The organism is Arthrobacter phoenicis (assembly GCF_047238215.1).
Taxonomy (GTDB): domain Bacteria; phylum Actinomycetota; class Actinomycetes; order Actinomycetales; family Micrococcaceae; genus Arthrobacter.
Genome location: NZ_JBDFMK010000001.1, coordinates 779,049 through 800,877, shown reverse-complemented (window position 1 = coordinate 800,877; position 21,829 = coordinate 779,049). Strand labels below are relative to the sequence as shown.

Below are 21,829 nucleotides of genomic sequence, written 5' to 3'. Positions count from 1 at the left end.
TCTGAGGCGACCGATGTCCGGGGGAGTAGGAACACCATGGAACAGAAACTCTGCAAGAAATGCAGCAGCGAACTCCCGAAAGACCATAAAGGTGCACGGTGCGATGACTGCAAAGCGGAAAGAATGCGCAGAATAAAAACGATTGGGCTTACAATTGGCGCCGGTGTAGTTGTTATTGTCGGAGCAGTTTTTGCGACCGCCAAACCTAAAGACGATGAAGACAGCGATGACAGCGAATCGTTCGGCTCTGATAGCAGCAAGGCTGCTGAAATGGGCATCTCGCTGTCGGATTACCTGAAATTGAGTGAGGCGATCGAGGACGGAAAGATTTCCCTCGGCTGGGCCAATTCCAACGTGGACGCGATCAGAGACGGATTACTTACAGCCAGTGAGGTCATCTACTTCGGAACCGGTACCGACGACGATGATTGATCACGCCGCCATTCTGGCCCCGCTCACCAACCATGAACTCCTGGCCACGCCATACGCACTTCTGTCCGAACTGAACCGTCGCGGCATCATCCGCACCAGCGATCTCGTTGGTGGAGTCGGTGAACACCTCGCTTGGCGAATGTACGGAGGGGTCCTCGCCTTGAACGGTAACAAAGCTTACGACCTCACCGATCCCGGGGACCGTCTTATCCAGGTCAAGACCCGGGTGGCGAATCGCAGCGAGGGACAGCTTAAAGTCACATTCAAAAGCTTAGATGGCTTTGACGCCTGTCTCGCGCTGTTGCTGGCACCGGAGACTCTTCAGCCGGTCATGGCCAGGGAAGTCAGCCGTGGAGACCTTGAGGCCATGAAGGCACGGAAGTCGTCCCTCTTTATCAGGGACTTCCGCACGGCCGGCATCGACGTCCTGGATCGCGCCTCGGAGGCATGGGCAGCTGTCGGCCGCCACGGGTGAGCACCCACCGACGGGCCGTCACTGAGGCAAGGCAATGGTGGAAGGCATCGTGTTCATGCTGGTGGCGTCGGCGTGGTTTGTCTTCCGTCGGCGGATTGCCGCGTGTCCGGTGTACCTGATCACGGAGAAGCTCAGGGTCGTGCCCGCCCGGGAAAGGATGAGCAAGCCAGGGCATGGAAGACATCGGTGTCCTGGTCTGCCTGCTGCTGTTCGGCGCCGGCGCCATCCTGACGGGGCTTCACCTCTCGTTCGACTAGCGGCTAGACAACACCAAAACCGGAAGTTTATTGCCGATTGATCTCCGAAAGCCAGGCGCGGCCCCGAGAATACGGAGATTCGGAAATATGTTGCGTATTCGCGGGGGAGGGCCCTGCGGGAGCTCGGTTCCCTCGGGCCGAGCTCGCGGCCTGACCCTGGCCCGGGCCGGGCGCACATAGGATGGCCGGGTGAGCGACGAACCCAAGCACCGTTTCCTGACGCCGTCCCAGGTGGCCGACGAACTGAACGTGAAGCCGAACCAGGTCCACGCGCTGATCAAGGCGGGCGAGCTGCGGGCCCTGCAGGTCGGTGGCCGAGGGATGTGGCGCATCGGCCGGCAAGACGTCGAGGACTACATCGAGAGGGCGTACCGGCGCACTGCTGAACGGATTGCCGCAGGCGAGATCAGCGACGACGGCGAAACTGGGGATCAGGAGTAGCTGATTCGGCGTGCATGTCGCCGCCAAACGCGGCTGCTGGTTGGCGCCCCGGCGTGATCGAATGCCTGTTCACATGTGGAGAACCCTGTGGAGAACACATGTTCGATTAAACCCCCGGGATTCGTCTTAGACTTGAGCCGTGATCAAGTCAGGCTCTCCCGAGGATATGGACCGGATTATGGCACGCCTGGACGCCGACAAGGTCCGCCCTATGGACGACAGCTCACCGATCCGGGATTTCCCGAAGTACGGCCGACCCTTGGTGTACGTCAACGGCATTTACGGCAAGGCCGTGGCCTGGTCACATAGCTACGGCCTGATTGAGTGGCTGGATGTGTCCGGCAAGTACCATCTGGGCTGGGCGCAGTCAGCGAATATCAAGCGTGTGACGGCCGACGGATGGAAGGGCAGCAGCGGACTCTAGCTCCGGTCGAAGAGTCTCCATAAGGCCTCATAACCTAATATCCATTTTTCTGGATATAGCTTTATGCTTGCGGATATGGAAAGCGCACTGAACCCGTATTCGCCCGGCTCAGGCCGGCGTCCGGCGGAGCTGGCTGGCAGGCAGGACGAGGTGGACGCGTTCGACCTGCTGATGGCTAAGGCCCGGCAGCGTCGACCGGACCGCGGGATTATCCTCCACGGGCTCCGGGGTGTCGGGAAGACCGTGCTGTTGAACGAGTTCCGGCGGCAGGCCGAACGTGCGGAATTCATGGTGGTCACTCTTGAAGGCCGCGACGCTGACGGCGGCCCGGACGCGGTCAGGGCGAAGCTGGCGAGGAATCTTCTCCAGGCGGGGCGAAAGCTCAACAACAAAAGCGCCGGAGGGACTTTGAAATCCTCCCTGGGCAGTGTGGCTTCCTTCTCCGCCAAACTCGGGGTCACCGGTATCGATATCGGCGTCGCATTGAACCGAGGCCGAGCGGACTCGGGATCCATCGAGGTTGACCTTGAAGAGCTGGTCGAGGATCTCTGCACGGCATTGGCAGAGAAACGGTCTGGCCTGGTCTTTGTGATCGACGAGATGCAGGACCTTGACGCGCCCCTGATCGCGGCGCTGCTCAGCGTGCAGCATCTGGCGAACCAGCGGGAATGGCCGTTCTACATCGCCGGCGCCGGCCTGCCCAATCTGCCCTCTGTTCTCAGCGAATCTCGCTCTTACGCCGAGCGGCTGTTCAACTACCGGAGCATCGGTCCGCTGCCGCGCCCGGCGGCGGACTCCGCCCTGACTGTGCCCGCCGCGAAATTCGGCGCATCCTTCGAGCCCGCCGCCAGAGACCTGCTCCTTAACGCTTCCGGCGGCTATCCGTACTTCCTGCAGGAATACGGCTACGCCGCATGGGAGACCGCACCCGAGAAGATCATCACTCTCAGCGACGCTCAGGTTGCCGTAGAGATTGGCCGCCAGCAGCTTGACCAGGGTTTCTTTCCGTCCCGCTGGGAGCGGGCGTCCAAGGCCGAAAAGTCGTACCTACAGCTCATGGCCGTCGACGGCGACGAGGGGTCCAGCACCGCCGACCTGGCCACGAGGGCGCAAAAGAAGCAAAGCTCGATGACCATGACCCGCTCCTCGCTGATCCGCAAGGGCATCATCTACCCGCCGGCGCTCGGTCGGGTGGCGTTCACCGTCCCCGGGATGGCGGACTACATTTCACGATTCAACGACGCCTGACCGCAACTCCGATTCGCGACCGCTCGAGGACGCTATCTGGGTCATTCCCGTAGGCGCCGGCCGAGGTCCCCGAGGATGGCTCGAACTTGGTGTCGGGTGCCCCCCACTGGAGGCGAGACCATCCTCCCGCGAAACCCGTCGACAGAAGCCTGTCGGCGCAGGTTCGGACAGGTGGGTCATCGTGCAAACACCGACAAGCTGCTGGCCAGCTTGTCGGGCCGGGAGTGCGCAGCCAATCCACAACATAATGCCTGATATGTAGTGAGAGTTGCCGGCGCCGCGCACAAGATAGAGGCCGCGCAGACTCCATGAGGCGTCCTGAACTCTTCGGCGGCGCGGCTCCCTAAGGCTTTTGCCAGTCGTCGGCGACTTGCTGCCAGGTGGCGTTTGGGACCGTCTGCCGTATCCAAGAATTCCAGAATTCAGGATCGGACGACCGCGGCCGATGATCTTCGGCCAGTTCGCGCATCTCAACTAGGACCGGCAACTCGGTAGCCCATCCCAGAAGAATCGCTTGGCGTGAGGGCAGACTTGGTAGTTCCTGAAATATGCCCCCCAGGCTATCCGGGACCATCCGCTGGACGAGATCCTGATCGCGGTCGTTCACCAAGCGGTGTAATAGAAACGTGTTGCATTGCGCCAGCACCGTGGCCGAGAGTTCAGAAGGGCGTTGAGAGGAAACAACAAGTCCGAGGCCGAACTTGCGGCCTTCGCGGGCAATCTTCTCAAACGTTTCCCGGCACAGCGTGGCGGCCGACAGTTCTCCGGAATCCTCCGACGAAGGTTTACGTATAAAGTTGTGGGCCTCTTCGAGGACCATTGCAACTGGAAGCGTCTCCTGATCAAGCCGCCGTAGGCGCTGCAACGCCTCAAAGGTGAGGCGGGCGAATGCTGCGATGCTAAGGGTCAAAACGTCGGATGGCACCAACGACAAATCTATGATGGTGATCTGCCCCTTGGGAGAGTTCACGATGCCGAGGTGGTCTTCGAGCCACTTGGCTAGGTCTCTGTCATTTTCGTGGTCAATAATGGGCTTGAGCCGTCGGTCTCCAACGATCTCATTGATTCGAAGCGTCAGGCCAGACATGTACTTTGCGTTGTCTGCCATATCGGTGGTCGTGAGCAAGGCGTTTAGCTGTCCCGGCATGTCCTCCAGCCGGAACGGGACCGGGGAGTCGATATTGATGTCGTACTGGACGGGATCTGATTCCAGATCTGCGATGATGGCGTCAATTCGAGGCAAGAATTTTGTCAACGAATCGACGGAGAAGGCTGCGTAGTAGGTGGCGCCTTTACTGACGGATTCGTGCGATTGATACAGGGTCGTGGCCGCATGCACGATCGGGAAGATTCGTTCGTCCTGCGGTTGATGTGGTTGCAGGTCCTCCGCGAGCGCCTTGAGTAGCTGACCGCAGTTCTGTTTTCCAGGAAAGTCTGCGATTAGGGCAGGCCCATTTTCGACCATTGTCCACAGCAGCTGCCGATAAGCTCTGAGCTTTGTGAACAGAGAGCGGTTAGCTGAATCGACAGTAGCTACCCCAGATCTCAGATGTCTCAGAACTTGGTGGAGCGCCGGTCGCTGTGTGGCCGACGCGGCTCCCGTGAATGTGGCCCATTCTTTGGAGTTCCACATCCAACTTGGCAGATCGAAGTGGCCTGTGGTTGCCCTTGCCGGGCCGCCCTCTTCGTGGTCAGTTGCAGCACTCTCTGGCGATACCTGAAATAGACGGACGTGGTCCTTGTCCCGGAAGGCGGTTGCGTATTCGCCGTTAGGATCCAAGACGACGAAGTGGGTGTTCGGCGGTTCGCCCTTCATCGCCGATCTGGCCGCTTCGTGTGACCACCGGATGAGACCGGCCACGGAACAGGACTTTCCGCTGCCCGTGTTGCCGAGAACAGCAAGATGGCGGCCAAATAGGCGATCGGGGTCGACCGAAACTTTCGTTGAATCTGCGAGTGGGGCAGTGCCTATGTGAACTCGACCATGACCGGACGTTCCTACGACCGCCCTAAGCTCGGCGCTGGTCGGTAGTGCCACTTCGCATCCAACCGGGGGGAACGTGGATACCCCGCGGCTTAGCCGCAATGAATTTCCCCCGTCGACGAACTGAAGCGTCCCAATAGGGCTAGCGGTTAGCCTGCGGACGGGAAACGGGAGGTCGATAATACTCTGATCTGGGTTGCGGCGCACGGGAACTGTGGCTGGGTCCATCCAAATGGCCGTCACTGTAGCGACTAGCAGTCCCGATCCAATGGGGATGACCACATAGCCGTTAATTCTTGGAAAGCGTTGAATGCTCGGGCCGAATGCGGTGGCCTGCGGCGCCTCGGTCTCGAGCAGGACTTTGATTTCGCTGGCACGAACAGATTCCACCCTGCCAATGACACGGGCCGCGGCTTCGGAGACGGGCGTATTCATGATTCCCCGCCGGGGCCTCGCGAAGAGTCAGCCAAGGCCGGCTTTGCCGCGTCGATTACCGAACGATAGTTCCCTTGCCTGCGAATCAGGGGTTCGGAAGTAAGCCTGGGTAGCCAGCCCCCAATTGCATCAATCGACGCGTATTGAGGGCCGATGAACGCTGAAACCTGCGGGTTGTCGCTGAAGTCGCCCAGGCAGGAATCGATCGACTGGGATGCGTGAAAGCTGCATACAACCAAATGCGTTGAGGGGATGGTCAACATGTCCTGGATTATTCGGTTGACATGCGAGTCACCAAAGCCGTATCCAAATGTGAATAGCACTGAGTGCGGCCGGCAGACAGCCGATGCGAAATCGCGAAAGAGCTCGGCATACGGATACAGCTGGGTTTCGATGTCCTTCGTACTTCGCGGATAGATCAGGACGTTATCAGACCCTTGGCTGGGAGAGGTGGCAAGGTCTGCTCCGAAGGGAACCATCGTTTTGTGAACGCCCTTTGATTCGGACCACTCCCAGTCCAAAGAGCCGTGGAGTTTTCCTAGATGCAGAACGCCTTCGAGGTAACGTGGCTCGCCGCGCGCCCCAGGTGGGTTGTAGTGCATATCGACGTCGAGTCGCGAGGCGCGGAACTTCGGCTCTAGCCCGCCCACGAAGCGGTCGAGGGGGCGAAGGCCTAATTGATCGCATAGATGCTCGAGGAGTCGGTCGTAATTGGTGGTGAACAGGCTCAGCCGCTCGCGGCCGCCGGGTCGGGCCGCGAAGGCGAGAAGAAATCGTGCAGCTGAGTTGAGTGCCGTTCGATACTTCTCCGTGCCGACTGCATTTCGGAGGGAACGTTCGAAACCCAAGATCGATTCCAAGAGCAGGTCGAACTGCGCTTCTACTCTGGCCCTCAGGTCTTTGGTCTCGACTTGGTCTGGCTCAATGATAGAGAGTCCATCCAGAACGGTCTGGGCGCTGCGCAGCTTGTCTTCGATGTTGGGCACGCCCCGCCCCATTTGGGAGCACGTCGCCGCCGCGTTATCCAGTATTTGCTGGGTGAACTTTCCGAACTCTGGTTCCCCGGCCATGGACGGCGCTTCCAGACCTGCGTTGAAGGCGACCCCCGTGGTCAGTCCATTTCCCGTGAGTAGCGACAAGTGCTCGCCGTCGAGCAACGCCGCCAGCCAAGACCTTATTCGTTCCGAACTCTGATCGCTGCAAGGCTCGTCGACGACTTCGCCCCCAAGCCAAACCCCCATGCTATTTCCCATTCGGTCAGACTAACGGACTGCCTCCTCGGGATCTGCTTCCGGCTGGTTGAGCGTGCCCGCGTCATGAGATCTTCTTCGAATGGCCGACGGGATGTTGCCAGGGACGCGCCGTTCGTACAGCATGCGGCCTGGGCAGGAGTCCCTTCCGCGGGGCCCGGCCAATTGATACTCAAGATGACAGGTGTATGCAAACGTTCGAGACGCGTCGCGTACTAGTGTCTGACTGAAGTGGAGGGGACGGTCATCTGTCCCGTACAGTTCAAGGGATTCGCCGCAGTGCGTTGCGGCCTCTCAGCCCCGCGGCGGCTTCTTCGGGTTCCGAGTCTCGACGCTCTTCCAAGGGCCTGGCGTCACTTTGGACGCTATGTAGTTCCCGAGACCGTCATACTTATCGAAGAGCCCCGTCCGCTCGTTTTTCTGCTGATAGCGGTCTCTAAGCTGACCATTCCGCTTGCCTTCGCCGGTGTTTTTTGCCACCGAGCACCCCCCTAAAATCGCGTCGCCTTCCCGTGAGAATCATATGTGATCCGCGGGCCAATGCCTTCTGACGGAAACGGCGGTGTGCGGTTCCCTGGTCGGTAGGGACGGCGAAGAGCCACTTCGTTCATCTATATCGCTGAACGGCCGAGTGCAGATTTATCCTCGCGCCAACTGGCAGGTGCAAAAGTTCCCCATCGTTGCTTCCGTCCGGACGTCGGAGTCGGTGGGGCCGGGCTTGCTGAATCAAGTTTTGCCAATTCCTTGCCAATGAGCCGGGCGAGGGCAAAGCAAAGGCCCCTGCTTCCCTTGTAAACAAAGGGAAGCAGGGGCCTCGCTAGTTGGCGGTGACGGTGGGATTTGAACCCATGTTGGCTTGGACACTAGAACACCGCTTCGGGTACTGCATCGTGGAGCGGGGACAAATTTGGCCAAGCAGTGGGGGCTGGCTCGAAGGTCTCTAGATGGGTCGTACCCCAGGATCGGGATTGTCCAGAAAACTCGCTCGTCCGGTGGCTAGCTACCATTCCCTCCGGGTGCGGGAGAAACGGCCTCGCCCGGGCGGGACTGCGTGGGGCTTTAGGCATTTAGGACTTATCCGCCGGGGGACCTGATCGAGGGCAACGCGCACGGCGGGCCCGGTGTCCCGGCTATGAAGCCGGCCTGCCTTTGCGCCGTGGAAGCCCCTACATAACCCCCGTCGGCACCAGCAGCGCCCAGGCCAACGCCGGAGCCACCAGGACCACACCGCCGGCGTACATCATGAGCTGGCGGTAGACGCGCTGGCGGTCGTCGTCGCGGGCGTTGGCCACCACCAGGGCGCCGTCGGTGGAGAAGGGGGAGACGTCCACCACGGTGGCGGCGATGGCGAGGGCCGCGACGGTGCCGGAGGCGCTGAGCGAGCTGGTGGCCAGCAGCGGCCCGGCCATCGGGATGAACGCGGTGAGCAGCGCCGTCGAGGACGCGAACGCGGAGCCGACGCCGATCACGTAGCAGAGCACCAGGGCGATCAGCAGCGGGGCGCCCAGCGCCAGGGCCATCTCGGCGAGAGTGTCGATGACGCCCACGTGCTGGAGCAGGGAGACGTAGGTGATCATGCCGGCCACCAGCAGCACAGTGGACCAGGAGACGCCCCCGATGAACGTCTTGTGTTCCTTGATGTTGACGAACGCCAGCAGCAGGCCGGCGGAGAGGGCCACGAAGCCGATCGGCATGTGGAAGCCCAGCGTGCAGACCAGGATCGCGGCAATCAAAACCAGGGTGAAGAGCTGCTGTCCGCTCGGGCGGCCGGTGCGGGGCGTATCCAGCCCGGCGTACTCGTTGGCGTGCTTGTCACGTAGCCTGCCCAGCACGGCGAACAGCACGATGGTCAGCGCGGACAGGATGAAGTTCAGCGCGAAGCTGGCCAGGAACAGCGAGCCCTGCGCGATCGGGAAGCCGTTCTTCAGCGCGATGAACCCCCCGCCTGCTCCTACGCCTTAGGAGCCTTCGGCGGCAGCCCGGCCACGTGCTCGAAGGCTTTCGCCACCCAAGTTCTGGCGCGCTCGCCGTCGTCGCCCTCGACGCTCCAAGTCTCCGGCAAACCGGTCCAGCCTCCCATGGGCGCTCGGCCGGCCCGAACGGAACGGTCCTCTCGGTACTTTCGAGTGCCGCCTTGTCCGCCTCGGACAGCTTCACGCCGATGGTGGGACCGAAGAGGCCGGCGAACATGTTGCCGTTCACGAACGCCCCGAGGTGCCCGAACATCGGCTTGAGGACCACCTCCGATAGGCGTGGCACCAGCGAACGGAAGCGCTCCTTGTCGGCGTCGGACGCTTTGGGCATTTCCATGGGTACCTCCGGAATGCTGCGGGCCACGAGCGGGCTTTCCTGCAGGATATGCCCGCCGCTGGGCGGGGGATAGGTTCCGGTTGGGTTAGCACCGCGCCGCCACGGTGGTGGCATTCGCTAAGGGGCGTCGGGACGCCGCCGGACAGGCTCGCATGACAAACGCGCCCACCGGAAGCCGGTGGGCGCGTTCGATGGAACTCTGCGGTTTGTTAGGCGTGGGCCTTGGCGCGGCCCTTGGTGAGGATGACTGCCAGAGCGATCATGCCGGCACCGAGCACAAGGTGCAGGAGGTTGTCCAGGCTGTTCAGCGGCACGAAGTCGCCGGCAGAATCCTCCGGGACCACCAGGCCATACACGAACAGGACCAGGTAGATGATGCCGCCGTAGAGCAGGAAGGACCGTGCGCCGGTGGCGGTGCGGGCCAGCAGCAGGCCGGCGGCGCCGAAGAGCAGGTGGACGATGTTGTGCAGGGCAGAGACCTGGAACAGGCCCAGCAGCATGGCCTCGGAGTGGTGGCCGGCGAACTGCAGCGAGTCGTAGTTGCTGGTGATGCCCGGGACGAAGCCCAGGATGCCCACCAGGAGGAACACGGCGCCTACGGCGAGGCTGGCCTTCTGGACTGTCGTGCGGGCAGTGGTGCGGGAGTGGGTTGCGGTTGCCATGCTGGGCTCCTTGGGTTCGGACTTGCGGTGACGGGCCGGCCGGGGTGTGGCCGGCCCGATGTTCATGGCAGCTATTCGGCTGGCACCGGAGTTCGGATTGCTCGCCGGATTACCAGACGTCTTTTCTACGGTCCCGGGCAGGTGCGGGTGGCCGGCTTCCGCAGGCGAAACCGTCTGCAAGGATGGACCCATGACTCAGAACCCCCGCCAGCACCAGGAATCCGTCACGGTTAACGCCTCCGCCGAGGCGCTTTACGACCTCGTCTCCGACGTCACCCGCACCGGTGAATGGAGTCCCGTCTGCAAGAGCTGCCGGTGGGACGACGAAGACAGCGCCGGCAGCGTCGGCACCTGGTTCACCGGCCGGAACGAAGTCCCCGGGCGGACGTGGGAGACACGCTCAGAGGTGGTGGCCGCGGAGCGCGGCCGCGAGTTCGCCTGGGTTGTGGGTGGCAAGTACGTCCGCTGGGGCTTCACCATGACGCCGGCCGAGTCCGGCACCGTCCTGACCGAGTCCTGGGAGTTCCTGCCCGAGGGGATCGCCATGTTCAAGGAGAAATTCGGGGACAAGGCCGACGCCCAGATCGCCGACCGCACCCAGCAGGCACTGCACGGCATCCCCAAAACCCTCGCCGCCATCAAGCAGATCGCCGAGAGCGTCCCCGCCGCCCAAATGTAACGGACTGGTAACATGGATCGATGCCCCAAAAGCCTGGATCCACCCGAGTCACGCAACTGGACGGCCTCCGCGGGCTGGCCGCCTTGGTGGTGGTCGCCTGCCACGCGCTCTCCACGCTCCCGTGGGTTGGCCGCGTCGTCTCGAACGACCGCTCCACCCGGCTCACCAGTCCCGAGATGTGGGCGGTGTTCTCTCCGCTGCACGTCCTGTGGAACGGCACCCCCGCTGTCCACGTCTTCTTCGTGCTCTCCGGCTTCGTCCTGATCCTGCCGTTTACCAAGTCACTCCCCGGTAGAAGCTGGGCGCCGTACTACGCCAAGCGGCTGCTGCGGCTCTACCTGCCGGCGTGGGCGGCCCTGGCGCTCGCCGTCGTCCTGATGCTGCTGATCCCGCGCACCCCGTCGCCGCTGCAGAGCCCGTGGGCAGACATGTACGTCACCACCGCGGATCCCGGCCAGGTCTTCCGCGACGCCCTGCTGATGCTCAACGCCAGCACCATCAACACCCCGCTCTGGACCCTCCGCTGGGAGGTCGCCTTCTCGCTGCTGCTGCCGCTCTACGTCTTCCTCGCCTTGCGCTGGCGCCGGTTCTGGCACCTCAAGCTGGTCATCGCGCTGGGCCTGGCGGTCATCGGCGGCATCTTCCACATCGAGGCGCTGACCTACATGCCGATCTTCGCCATCGGCGCCGTCATCGGGGCCGAGAGGGGACGGATCCGGGAGCTGGCCAGTTCCTGGCCGCGGTGGACCTGGCTGCTGCTGGCCGCCGTCGGGCTCTACCTGGCCAACGCCGAGTGGATCAGCCCCGAACCGCCCATCCGCGGCGTCGAGGCCGTCATCACCGTTGGCGCCACGCTGATCGTGCTGGTGTTCCTGCTCTCCGGTTCCGCCAAGAAACTGGGGGACACCCCCGCTGCCCAGTGGCTGGGCCGCGTGTCCTTCAGCCTCTACCTGGTGCACCTGCCGATCATCCTGGCCGCCGCCACCCTGATGCGCGGCGTCTCGCTCCCGCTGGGCCTGGTCCTGGGCGTGGCGGCATCCTTCGGCATCGCCGAACTGTTCTTCCGCTACGTCGAACGCCCCGCGCACCGGCTCTCGGTCGCCGCCGGCCGCGCCGTCGAGCGCCGGATCGTCAAGGGCAACCGTGCCGCCGTCGCCCCCGCCGAATCCGCTGCCGCCGCGCCGTCCGAAACCCGGGCGGGAACGGCGCCGTCGGCCGCGGACACCCGGGAAGCCCAGCCACAGGCCTAGCCGCCGGGCCGGGGCATCCGCGTCATGTGGTAATTAGCGGCGCCCAACTCCTGTAGTGTTAACTCTGTTGTTGTGTTTGCAGTTCGTAGTTCAGGCAGTACGCACGGTCGAAAGTCCGTGTTCTTCTGAAGTAGCGGTTTTGAGCACCCCACGCCGGAGGGCCCGAAAGTCGGGATTTTCCCTCCACCTTCACGAAGGACAAAAATAATGGCTACCGGTACCGTCAAATGGTTTAACGCTGAAAAGGGCTTCGGCTTCATTTCCCCCGATGACTCCTCGCAGGACGTTTTCGCGCACTACTCCGCGATCAACTCCTCCGGCTTCCGCTCCCTCGAAGAGAACCAGAAGGTCTCCTTCGACGTCGAGCAGGGCCCCAAGGGCCCGCAGGCAACCAACATCCAGGGCCTCTAATTCCTTAGAGTTCCGGGACCGTTAGGTTTCGAGCAGGGCCCGTCTCCGGACGGGCCCTGCTTTTTTGTGCCCTTAGGACGCCGCCCGCGCCCCGTTCACACCGACGCCACCAGCGGTTCATCGGGACCGGCAACGGTGGACGCATGACTGAATTCAGCCGCCGCAATGTCCTCAAGGGTGCCCTGGCCGCCGCCGGTGCCGCCGCCGTCGTCCCCGGAACGGCCGGAGCCGCCAACGCTACCGGCGTCGCCCTGGTCCGCAACCGCCTGACCCTGCCCTCCGGCATCTCCACCGGCGACGTCACCACCGGCTCCGGCGTCCTCTGGTCCCGAGCGTCCGGGCCAGGCACGCTGGTGGCGGAGTTGCTGGCGGTCGACGACGGCGGGTCCCCGCTGAGCGGCGGCCGCGCCTTCCGCCGGGTGCTGCGGGGGAGTGCCGCCACCGAGGCCACCGACTTCACCGCCCGGATCGACGCCAGCCACCTGCCCGCCGGCACCCGCTTCGCCGTCAGCATGCACTTCGAAGACGCGGACGGCCTCGCCGGCGAAACCGCGCAGGGCTCCTTCAGCACCGCGGCCGACACCGGGCTGTTGGCCAGCGGCCGCGAATCCCGCGGCCAAAGCTTCGTCTGGACCGGCGACACCGCCGGCCAGGGCTGGGGCATCAACGAAGAGATCGGCGGCATGCGCGGCTACGCGGCCATGCACGCCACCCGGCCCGACTTCTTCATCCACTCCGGTGACACCATCTACGCCGACGGCCCCATCAGCGCCCAGGTCACCGAACCCGACGGGCAGATCTGGCGCAACCTGGTCACCGAGGAGGTCTCCAAGGTGGCCGAGACGCTCAACGACTTCCGCGGCCGGCACCGCTACAACATGATGGACAAGAACATCCGCGCCCTCTACGCCGAGGTCCCCGTCATCGCCCAATGGGACGACCACGAGACGCACAACAACTGGTACCCCGGCCAGATCCTCACCGACACCCGCTACACCGAACACCGCGTGGACGTCCTCGCCGCCCGCGGCCGGCAGGCCTGGCAGGAATACCAGCCCATCGCCGGGGTGACCGCCGGCGGCACCGGGTTCGAACCCGAACGGATCTACCGCAAGATCTCCCGCGGCCCGCAGCTGGACATCTTCTGCCTGGACATGCGCAGCTTCAAGGACCCCAACACCGACGGTAAGGAAACGCACCTGACCCACATCCTGGGCCAGGAGCAGACGGACTGGCTGATCCGCGAGGTCAGCCGCTCCAAGGCCACCTGGAAGGTGATCGCCAACGACCTGCCGCTGGGCCTGGTGGTCCCGGACGGGCCGGTGAACGAGGAATCGCTGTCCAACCACGACGACGGCGCCCCACTGGGTAAGGAGCTCGAGCTCGCCGCGGTGCTGTCCGCGTTCAAGCGCAACCGGGTTAAAACGTGGTTTGGCTGACCGCCGACGTGCACTACTGCGCTGCGCACCACTACTCGCCGGACCGCGCCGCCTTCACCGACTTCGACCCGTTCTGGGAATTCGTGGCCGGGCCGATCAATGCCGGCAGCTTCGGACCCAACGCCCTGGACGGCACGTTCGGTCCCAAGGTGGAGTTCTTCAAGGCCGGCGCCTACGCCAACGAGTCCCCGCGCAGCGGCACCAGCCAGTTCTTCGGCCACGTGGACCTGGGAGCGGACGACGTCTTCACCGTCAGCCTCCGCGACGCCAACGGCACCGTGGTCTGGAGCAAGTCCCTCCCGCCGCAGCGGTAAGCTCCGCGCGCCCTGCCGCCGCCGTCGTCCGCCCCACCCAACTAGCTCGCACGTGAGGCCGTTTTCACCCCTCAAAACGGCCTCACCTGCCAGTCAGTTGGGTCCCCAGAAGGCCAGTGGGCCCCACCCGGAGAAGTCCGGGAGGGGCCCACTGGCGTTGGGCGAAGAGGACGTTACGGCGTCGGCATGCCGCCGTTGACGTTCAGCGTCTCGCCGATCACGTAGCTGGACTCGGGCGAGGCCAGGAACACGTAGGCCGGGGCGAGCTCGGCCGGCTGGCCGGCGCGGCCCAGCGGGGTCTCCTTGCCGAACTCCGGCAGGTCCTCGGTGAGCTGGCCGCCGCTGGGCTGCAGCGGGGTCCAGATGGGGCCCGGGGCCACGGCGTTGACGCGGATGCCCTTGGGCGCCAGCTGCTGGGCCAGGCCCTTGGTGAAGTTGTTGATCGCGGCCTTGGTGGAGGCGTAATCCACCAGCGTCTCCGACGGGCTGTACGCCTGGATGGAGGTCGAGTTGATGATGGTGGCACCGGCCGGCAGGTGCGGCAGGGCTTCCTTGGTCAGCCAGAACATCGCGTACACGTTGGTCTTGTACGTGTGGTCGAACTCGACGTCGGTGATGTCACCCAGGGCCTTCTGCGCCATCTGCTTGCCGGCGTTGTTGACCAGGATGTCCAGGCCGCCGAGCTCGCGGACGGCGGTCTCGACCAGTTCGCGGCACACGGCCGAATCCTTCAGGTCACCGGGGACCTTGACCGCCTTGCGGCCGGCCTTCTCGATCAGCCCGGCGATGCGGGCGGCGTCCTCTTCCTCCTCCGGGAGGTAGGACATGACGACGTCGGCCCCCTCGCGGGCGAAAGCGATGGCCGTGGCGGCGCCGATCCCCGAGTCCGCGCCGGTGATGAGCGCCTTGCGGCCCTCCAGGCGGCCGGTGCCGCGGTAGGTCTCCTCGCCAAGGTCCGCCTTGGGGGTCATCCTCGCGTCCAGGCCGGGTTCCGGCTGGCTCTGTTCCGGCGGCTCAATCTGGTCATACGCCGTGACGGGGTTCCTGAACGTGTACTGGTCAGTCATAGTTCTCCTCCGATAGGTGCGTTCGGCCCGGCCGTGATGCGGCCGGGGCTCGGGCGGCGGGTGGATCCCACGGCATGCTAAGCATGCTTATCAATCACCCTAGTAGGACGGCGGGGAGCGCGCAACGCGGGCGGAGCCGATGCCTTGGCAACCGCGGTGTGTGGGACAAAGATGGCCCTAGCGGCGGTGGCGCCGGTTGCCGGGGGAGGGGGGTGCGATGAGCGGAGTCGACGATCTCCTGAAGCGCGACGAGAAGAGGTGGGAAGCCGCACGACGTCGGGCTGCCGGCATCGAAGATCGGGGACTCGGGCCCGCGATTCGCCGCTACTACGGCCTCTATCTTCCGGCCGGCACGCTTGTTATTGGGGCAGGGGTTGCCGTGGCGGGACTGCTCGTGTCCTTGGCCGGGCCGGTGGACTGGGGGCTGATAGTGGCGCTGGGCGTCCTTAGTGCCGTCCTGGCCGCCAGCGTCGGCGGCATCATCTACAACCGGAAACGGATTGCGCCGGCGGCCTCGCCAGGCAGGGTGGACGTCATGCTGTCCTTGACCGACGAGGAGCGGAAGTCCGTCCGTCGGCAGATCCGCGGGAAGGAACAGATTGACCCTCGGCGCCTGGACGTGACCCGGGCTGTGGCGGTGCAGCTCCGGCGGGGCTTGGCCACTCAACTGATGTTGTTCCCCGTCCAAGCACTCATCCTTCTGCCCCAGGTTATCCACTGGGGCGGCCTGTTTTCGTGGCTCTTCGCGACGGCCTCGCTGCTGATGGGGGTGGGCTTGGTCTACACCTACGGGGACTTCCGCCGGGCAGGGGAGTTCATGGCGCGGACCCAGGGGAGTGCGCTCGCGGCTTAGGGCGGCCGACCGGCGAAGAGCCCTCGAGACGTGACGCGCTGCACAGAACCGGGTTCCCGTGTCTGACGGGAATTCGGCCCCTGCCACGCCCCGAAATCCCCGGGTTTCCGGGGTTTTTGGGGCGGGGGTGGGTTGTCGGGGTGCGATTTGTGTGGTTCGGTGTTCGTGTGTAAAGTTATTCGAGTCGCCGCCGCTGAAGCGGAAAGATAGCGACCGACCCCCTTGTTGAACGGCCTGAAAAATGGTGCAGAATTGTGCGCCGGTTTTTCGGGTGGGGACCCTTCCATTGCGTGGGATTCGGCGGTTACGCCGGTTTGCATTGCGGTTGGTGATCGGGTAAGTTTGAAAAGTTGCTCCGGAGCGAGTCGCGATCCTTTGATGGGGTTGTGGTGGTGCCGGGTGTGTCTGTTGTTTGAGAACTCAATAGTGTGCCAAGTTTGTTGATACCGATTGTTTTATTGATTGGTTGAAATTGCCGAATCGTGCCGCCCCTGTGGTGTGGTTTGGTGTTTTAGCTGGTTTCAAATTTTGTGCAGCATGCTGTCGCCGTTTTCCCGGTGGCGCGTGTTGTGTCTGTTTGTTTTCAACGGAGAGTTTGATCCTGGCTCAGGATGAACGCTGGCGGCGTGCTTAACACATGCAAGTCGAACGATGATCCGGTGCTTGCACCGGGGATTAGTGGCGAACGGGTGAGTAACACGTGAGTAACCTGCCCTTAACTCTGGGATAAGCCTGGGAAACTGGGTCTAATACCGGATATGACTCCTCATCGCATGGTGGGGGGTGGAAAGCTTTTGTGGTTTTGGATGGACTCGCGGCCTATCAGCTTGTTGGTGAGGTAATGGCTCACCAAGGCGACGACGGGTAGCCGGCCTGAGAGGGTGACCGGCCACACTGGGACTGAGACACGGCCCAGACTCCTACGGGAGGCAGCAGTGGGGAATATTGCACAATGGGCGGAAGCCTGATGCAGCGACGCCGCGTGAGGGATGACGGCCTTCGGGTTGTAAACCTCTTTCAGTAGGGAAGAAGCGAGAGTGACGGTACCTGCAGAAGAAGCGCCGGCTAACTACGTGCCAGCAGCCGCGGTAATACGTAGGGCGCAAGCGTTATCCGGAATTATTGGGCGTAAAGAGCTCGTAGGCGGTTTGTCGCGTCTGCCGTGAAAGTCCGGGGCTCAACTCCGGATCTGCGGTGGGTACGGGCAGACTAGAGTGATGTAGGGGAGACTGGAATTCCTGGTGTAGCGGTGAAATGCGCAGATATCAGGAGGAACACCGATGGCGAAGGCAGGTCTCTGGGCATTAACTGACGCTGAGGAGCGAAAGCATGGGGAGCGAACAGGATTAGATACCCTGGTAGTCCATGCCGTAAACGTTGGGCACTAGGTGTGGGGGACATTCCACGTTTTCCGCGCCGTAGCTAACGCATTAAGTGCCCCGCCTGGGGAGTACGGCCGCAAGGCTAAAACTCAAAGGAATTGACGGGGGCCCGCACAAGCGGCGGAGCATGCGGATTAATTCGATGCAACGCGAAGAACCTTACCAAGGCTTGACATGAACCGGTAAGACCTGGAAACAGGTCCCCCACTTGTGGCCGGTTTACAGGTGGTGCATGGTTGTCGTCAGCTCGTGTCGTGAGATGTTGGGTTAAGTCCCGCAACGAGCGCAACCCTCGTTCCATGTTGCCAGCGCGTTATGGCGGGGACTCATGGGAGACTGCCGGGGTCAACTCGGAGGAAGGTGGGGACGACGTCAAATCATCATGCCCCTTATGTCTTGGGCTTCACGCATGCTACAATGGCCGGTACAAAGGGTTGCGATACTGTGAGGTGGAGCTAATCCCAAAAAGCCGGTCTCAGTTCGGATTGGGGTCTGCAACTCGACCCCATGAAGTCGGAGTCGCTAGTAATCGCAGATCAGCAACGCTGCGGTGAATACGTTCCCGGGCCTTGTACACACCGCCCGTCAAGTCACGAAAGTTGGTAACACCCGAAGCCGGTGGCCTAACCCCTTGTGGGAGGGAGCTGTCGAAGGTGGGACTGGCGATTGGGACTAAGTCGTAACAAGGTAGCCGTACCGGAAGGTGCGGCTGGATCACCTCCTTTCTAAGGAGCGCCTACAGCAACCCCGCCAAGCCACTGTGTTTGTGTGGTGGTGTTGTCAGGAGTACGCCCGTTGCGCAGACGCAAGTTCTGCGGCGGGTGCTCATGGGTGGAATATCAACAAATAGGTGCCTGTCGGGTTTTTCACCGGTGGTTAGTACGGATCCTCTCTTGAGGGGGTCCTGGAACGCTGTGGTGGGGGTTCTGGTGGGTAGTGTTTGGCACACTGTTGGGTCCTGAGACAACAGGACCATGGTCCGTGTCTGTCCCTCCTTTTTGTGGGGGTGGGTGCGGGGTGTGGGGCTTGTGTGTTTCTGGTTTCCTGGCTGCGACGCCCTGGACACTGTTGACTTCTTACCTTCGGGTCAAGGGGTTGGTGTGTGGGGTGTGTGGTACGGGGTTGTTGTTTGAGAACTACATAGTGGACGCGAGCATCTTTTATAAGAAGCAATTTCCAAGAATATGAACCTGGATCTGGCTGCGCTCGATGATGACTGCTCCTTGTGGGTGGTGTTGTTGTGGTGTGGTTGGTTTCTGTGGTTCTCTCGAAATTACTCCTTGATCTTTTGTGGTCAAGTTTTTAAGAGCACACGGTGGATGCCTTGGCATTAGGAGCCGAAGAAGGACGTAGGAATCTGCGATAAGCCTGGGGGAGTCGATAACCGGACTGTGATCCCAGGGTGTCCGAATGGGGAAACCCCGCCAGGGGCGCGAGTTGCCTGGTGACCCGCATCTGAACACATAGGGTGCGTGGAGGGAACGCGGGGAAGTGAAACATCTCAGTACCCGCAGGAAGAGAAAACAATAGTGATTCCGTTAGTAGTGGCGAGCGAACGCGGATCAGGCTAAACCGTTCCATGTGTGATAGCCGGCGGGCGTTGCATGGTCGGGGTTGTGGGACTTTCCGTTCTGTCTCTGCCGGGACAGTGGGGTGAGAGCGTGGGCATAGGTGAACGGTCTTGAAAGGCCGGCCAGAGAGGGTGTGAGCCCCGTAACCGAAATGTTTGCACGCCGCCTGGAGAGTATCCCAAGTAGCACGGGGCCCGAGAAATCCCGTGCGAATCTGTCAGGACCACCTGATAAGCCTAAATACTCCCTAATGACCGATAGCGGACCAGTACCGTGAGGGAAAGGTGAAAAGTACCCCGGGAGGGGAGTGAAACAGTACCTGAAACCGTGTGCTTACAATCCGTCGGAGCAGCCTTGTAGTTGTGACGGCGTGCCTTTTGAAGAATGAGCCTGCGAGTTAGTGTTACGTCGCGAGGTTAACCCGTGTGGGGAAGCCGTAGCGAAAGCGAGTCTGAATAGGGCGTTGCAGTGGCGTGATCTAGACCCGAAGCGAAGTGATCTACCCATGGCCAGGTTGAAGCGACGGTAAGACGTCGTGGAGGACCGAACCCACTTCAGTTGAAAATGGAGGGGATGAGCTGTGGGTAGGGGTGAAAGGCCAATCAAACTTCGTGATAGCTGGTTCTCCCCGAAATGCATTTAGGTGCAGCGTTGCGTGTTTCTTATCGGAGGTAGAGCTACTGGATGGCTAATGGGCCCTACAAGGTTACTGACGTCAGCCAAACTCCGAATGCCGGTAAGTGAGAGCGCAGCAGTGAGACTGTGGGGGATAAGCTTCATAGTCGAGAGGGAAACAGCCCAGACCACCAACTAAGGCCCCTAAGCGTGTGCTAAGTGGGAAAGGATGTGGAGTTGCGAAGACAACCAGGAGGTTGGCTTAGAAGCAGCCATCCTTAAAAGAGTGCGTAATAGCTCACTGGTCAAGTGATTCCGCGCCGACAATGTAGCGGGGCTCAAGTACACCGCCGAAGTTGTGGCATTCAGATTTTTGCTAAGCCCTTGTGGTTCAGGCGTCTGGATGGGTAGGGGAGCGTCGTGTGGGCAGTGAAGTCGCGGTGTAAACCAGCGGTGGAGCCTACACGAGTGAGAATGCAGGCATGAGTAGCGAAAGACGGGTGAGAAACCCGTCCGCCGAATGATCAAGGGTTCCAGGGTCAAGCTAATCTGCCCTGGGTAAGTCGGGACCTAAGGCGAGGCCGACAGGCGTAGTCGATGGACAACGGGTTGATATTCCCGTACCGGCGAAAAACCGCCCATGTTGAACAGGGGATACTAACCGCCCGAGACCTGCCCGATCACCCTTGTGGTGTGAGGGTTTTGGTGGAGCGCGGGACCTGAACCTGGGAGGCAAGCGTATTAACAGGTGTGACGCAGGAAGGTAGCCGGGCCGGGCGATGGTTGCCCCGGTCTAAGGATGTAGGGCGAACGGTAGGCAAATCCGCTGTTCATGATGCCTGAGACCCGATGGGACCCCCGTATGGGGGGATCCGGTGATCCTATGCTGCCGAGAAAAGCATCGACGCGAGGTTTTAGCCGCCCGTACCCCAAACCGACACAGGTGATCAGGTAGAGAATACTAAGGCGATCGAGAGAATTATGGTTAAGGAACTCGGCAAAATGCCCCCGTAACTTCGGGAGAAGGGGGGCCCCTATCGTGATGGACACTAGCTGTCCGGAGCGTGGCGGGGCCGCAGAGACCAGGGGGAAGCGACTGTTTACTAAAAACACAGGTCCGTGCGAAGTCGCAAGACGATGTATACGGACTGACTCCTGCCCGGTGCTGGAAGGTTAAGAGGACCGGTTAGCCGCAAGGCGAAGCTGAGAATTTAAGCCCCAGTAAACGGCGGTGGTAACTATAACCATCCTAAGGTAGCGAAATTCCTTGTCGGGTAAGTTCCGACCTGCACGAATGGAGTAACGACTTCCCCGCTGTCTCAACCATAAACTCGGCGAAATTGCAGTACGAGTAAAGATGCTCGTTACGCGCAGCAGGACGGAAAGACCCCGAGACCTTTACTATAGTTTGGTATTGGTGTTCGGAGTGGCTTGTGTAGGATAGGTGGGAGACGTTGAAGCCCGGACGCCAGTTCGGGTGGAGTCATCGTTGAAATACCACTCTGGTCACTTTGGACATCTAACTTCGGCCCGTAATCCGGGTCAGGGACAGTGCCTGATGGGTAGTTTAACTGGGGCGGTTGCCTCCTAAAAAGTAACGGAGGCGCCCAAAGGTTCCCTCAGCCTGGTTGGCAATCAGGTGTCGAGTGTAAGTGCACAAGGGAGCTTGACTGTGAGAGAGACATCTCGAGCAGGGACGAAAGTCGGGACTAGTGATCCGGCGGTACATTGTGGAATGGCCGTCGCTCAACGGATAAAAGGTACCTCGGGGATAACAGGCTGATCTTGCCCAAGAGTCCATATCGACGGCATGGTTTGGCACCTCGATGTCGGCTCGTCGCATCCTGGGGCTGGAGTAGGTCCCAAGGGTTGGGCTGTTCGCCCATTAAAGCGGTACGCGAGCTGGGTTTAGAACGTCGTGAGACAGTTCGGTCCCTATCCGCTGCGCGCGCAGGAAATTTGAGAAGGGCTGTCCTTAGTACGAGAGGACCGGGACGGACGAACCTCTGGTGTGTCAGTTGTACTGCCAAGTGCACCGCTGATTAGCTACGTTCGGATGGGATAACCGCTGAAAGCATCTAAGCGGGAAGCTCGCTTCAAGATGAGATTTCCATACACCTTGCGTGTGAGAGGCCCCCAGCCAGACCACTGGGTTGATAGGCCGGATGTGGAAGCGAGGACTAAAGACTCGTGAAGCTGACCGGTACTAATAGGCCGATAACTTACACCACACACCACCCCCACGGGGGTGGGTATGAAGAACAAGACTGCTTGCGTCCACTATGTGGTTCCCAACCAACAAACCCACCACCGGGTTGTGTTGCACGGAA

Annotated in this window: 13 protein-coding genes, 2 rRNA genes and 3 pseudogenes; 12 read left to right on the top strand and 6 right to left on the bottom strand. The window is 61.7% G+C overall.

What is annotated here, in order from left to right:
- Positions 1–36: 36 nt before the first annotated feature.
- From ABC337_RS03565 to ABC337_RS03545, 5 genes are all read left to right on the top strand, one after another.
- Entirely contained in the window at positions 37–432 is a 396-nt protein-coding gene (locus ABC337_RS03565) for a hypothetical protein (protein WP_412882341.1), read from the top strand.
- The gene (locus ABC337_RS03560) at positions 425–907 is read left to right on the top strand and encodes a hypothetical protein (RefSeq protein ID WP_412882342.1); all 483 of its coding nucleotides are present in this window, start codon (positions 425–427) and stop codon (positions 905–907) included. Before ABC337_RS03565 ends, ABC337_RS03560 begins: the two co-directional genes overlap by 8 nt.
- A 446-nt stretch (positions 908–1,353) precedes the next feature.
- Positions 1,354–1,605: a helix-turn-helix domain-containing protein gene (locus tag ABC337_RS03555; RefSeq protein WP_412882343.1), complete on the top strand. Its 252-nt coding sequence runs from the start codon at positions 1,354–1,356 to the stop codon at positions 1,603–1,605.
- Positions 1,606–1,744: 139 nt separating this feature from the next.
- The gene (locus ABC337_RS03550) at positions 1,745–2,029 is read left to right on the top strand and encodes a hypothetical protein (protein ID WP_412893208.1); all 285 of its coding nucleotides are present in this window, start codon (positions 1,745–1,747) and stop codon (positions 2,027–2,029) included.
- 75 nt (positions 2,030–2,104) lie between these two features.
- Entirely contained in the window at positions 2,105–3,277 is a 1,173-nt protein-coding gene (locus ABC337_RS03545) for an ATP-binding protein (protein ID WP_412882345.1), read from the top strand.
- Positions 3,278–3,620: 343 nt separating this feature from the next.
- Here the strand turns inward: ABC337_RS03545 and ABC337_RS03540 are convergent, their stop codons facing one another.
- The 5 genes and pseudogenes from ABC337_RS03540 to ABC337_RS03520 all read right to left on the bottom strand — a co-directional run bounded on the left by ABC337_RS03540 (position 3,621) and on the right by ABC337_RS03520 (position 9,918).
- The gene (locus ABC337_RS03540; RefSeq protein ID WP_412893301.1) at positions 3,621–5,489 is read right to left on the bottom strand and encodes an ATP-binding protein; all 1,869 of its coding nucleotides are present in this window, start codon (positions 5,487–5,489) and stop codon (positions 3,621–3,623) included.
- A 203-nt stretch (positions 5,490–5,692) separates the two neighbouring features.
- Positions 5,693–6,949, bottom strand: a complete 1,257-nt coding sequence (locus ABC337_RS03535) for an SIR2 family protein (RefSeq protein WP_412882347.1) — start codon at positions 6,947–6,949, stop codon at positions 5,693–5,695.
- 1,163 nt (positions 6,950–8,112) lie between these two features.
- A pseudogene (locus ABC337_RS03530) lies at positions 8,113–8,880 on the bottom strand (SLC13 family permease); the annotation flags it as partial.
- Between the two features lie 17 nt (positions 8,881–8,897).
- Positions 8,898–9,256 (bottom strand): annotated as a pseudogene (locus ABC337_RS03525) (TfoX/Sxy family protein).
- A gap of 209 nt (positions 9,257–9,465) precedes the next feature.
- Positions 9,466–9,918: a DUF4383 domain-containing protein gene (locus ABC337_RS03520; protein ID WP_412882348.1), complete on the bottom strand. Its 453-nt coding sequence runs from the start codon at positions 9,916–9,918 to the stop codon at positions 9,466–9,468.
- A gap of 190 nt (positions 9,919–10,108) precedes the next feature.
- Between ABC337_RS03520 and ABC337_RS03515 the strand changes: the two genes are divergently transcribed.
- The 4 genes and pseudogenes from ABC337_RS03515 to ABC337_RS03500 all read left to right on the top strand — a co-directional run bounded on the left by ABC337_RS03515 (position 10,109) and on the right by ABC337_RS03500 (position 14,011).
- On the top strand, positions 10,109–10,597 hold the full coding sequence (locus ABC337_RS03515) for an SRPBCC family protein (protein WP_412882349.1): 489 nt from the start codon (positions 10,109–10,111) through the stop codon (positions 10,595–10,597).
- A gap of 20 nt (positions 10,598–10,617) precedes the next feature.
- Positions 10,618–11,847: an acyltransferase family protein gene (locus tag ABC337_RS03510; protein WP_412882350.1), complete on the top strand. Its 1,230-nt coding sequence runs from the start codon at positions 10,618–10,620 to the stop codon at positions 11,845–11,847.
- 207 nt (positions 11,848–12,054) lie between these two features.
- On the top strand, positions 12,055–12,258 hold the full coding sequence (locus ABC337_RS03505) for a cold-shock protein (protein WP_208747914.1): 204 nt from the start codon (positions 12,055–12,057) through the stop codon (positions 12,256–12,258).
- 143 nt (positions 12,259–12,401) lie between these two features.
- Positions 12,402–14,011, top strand: a pseudogene (locus ABC337_RS03500) (alkaline phosphatase D family protein).
- Positions 14,012–14,184: 173 nt separating this feature from the next.
- Here ABC337_RS03500 and ABC337_RS03495 read toward each other — a convergent pair.
- The gene (locus ABC337_RS03495; protein WP_412882352.1) at positions 14,185–15,078 is read right to left on the bottom strand and encodes a glucose 1-dehydrogenase; all 894 of its coding nucleotides are present in this window, start codon (positions 15,076–15,078) and stop codon (positions 14,185–14,187) included.
- A gap of 217 nt (positions 15,079–15,295) precedes the next feature.
- Between ABC337_RS03495 and ABC337_RS03490 the strand changes: the two genes are divergently transcribed.
- The 3 genes from ABC337_RS03490 (at position 15,296) to ABC337_RS03480 (ending at position 21,730) form a co-directional block, all read left to right on the top strand.
- Entirely contained in the window at positions 15,296–15,931 is a 636-nt protein-coding gene (locus ABC337_RS03490; protein ID WP_412882353.1) for a hypothetical protein, read from the top strand.
- Between the two features lie 583 nt (positions 15,932–16,514).
- Positions 16,515–18,038: ribosomal RNA gene (locus ABC337_RS03485) — 16S ribosomal RNA — on the top strand.
- A gap of 567 nt (positions 18,039–18,605) precedes the next feature.
- Positions 18,606–21,730: ribosomal RNA gene (locus ABC337_RS03480) — 23S ribosomal RNA — on the top strand.
- The 16S and 23S rRNA genes sit together here, the layout of an rRNA operon.
- Positions 21,731–21,829: the final 99 nt, after the last annotated feature.

What these genes read in the sequence shown, in the direction of transcription:
- ABC337_RS03545 (WP_412882345.1), top strand. Translation starts at nt 2,105, where the DNA reads ATGGAAAGCGCACTGAACCCGTATTCGCCCGGCTCAGGCCGGCGTCCG.
- ABC337_RS03495 (WP_412882352.1), bottom strand. Translation starts at nt 15,078, where the DNA reads ATGACTGACCAGTACACGTTCAGGAACCCCGTCACGGCGTATGACCAG.
- ABC337_RS03490 (WP_412882353.1), top strand. Translation starts at nt 15,296, where the DNA reads ATGAGCGGAGTCGACGATCTCCTGAAGCGCGACGAGAAGAGGTGGGAA.
- ABC337_RS03535 (WP_412882347.1), bottom strand. Translation starts at nt 6,949, where the DNA reads ATGGGAAATAGCATGGGGGTTTGGCTTGGGGGCGAAGTCGTCGACGAG.
- ABC337_RS03560 (WP_412882342.1), top strand. Translation starts at nt 425, where the DNA reads ATGATTGATCACGCCGCCATTCTGGCCCCGCTCACCAACCATGAACTC.
- ABC337_RS03510 (WP_412882350.1), top strand. Translation starts at nt 10,618, where the DNA reads ATGCCCCAAAAGCCTGGATCCACCCGAGTCACGCAACTGGACGGCCTC.
- ABC337_RS03520 (WP_412882348.1), bottom strand. Translation starts at nt 9,918, where the DNA reads ATGGCAACCGCAACCCACTCCCGCACCACTGCCCGCACGACAGTCCAG.
- ABC337_RS03515 (WP_412882349.1), top strand. Translation starts at nt 10,109, where the DNA reads ATGACTCAGAACCCCCGCCAGCACCAGGAATCCGTCACGGTTAACGCC.
- ABC337_RS03565 (WP_412882341.1), top strand. Translation starts at nt 37, where the DNA reads ATGGAACAGAAACTCTGCAAGAAATGCAGCAGCGAACTCCCGAAAGAC.
- ABC337_RS03505 (WP_208747914.1), top strand. Translation starts at nt 12,055, where the DNA reads ATGGCTACCGGTACCGTCAAATGGTTTAACGCTGAAAAGGGCTTCGGC.
- ABC337_RS03540 (WP_412893301.1), bottom strand. Translation starts at nt 5,489, where the DNA reads ATGGACCCAGCCACAGTTCCCGTGCGCCGCAACCCAGATCAGAGTATT.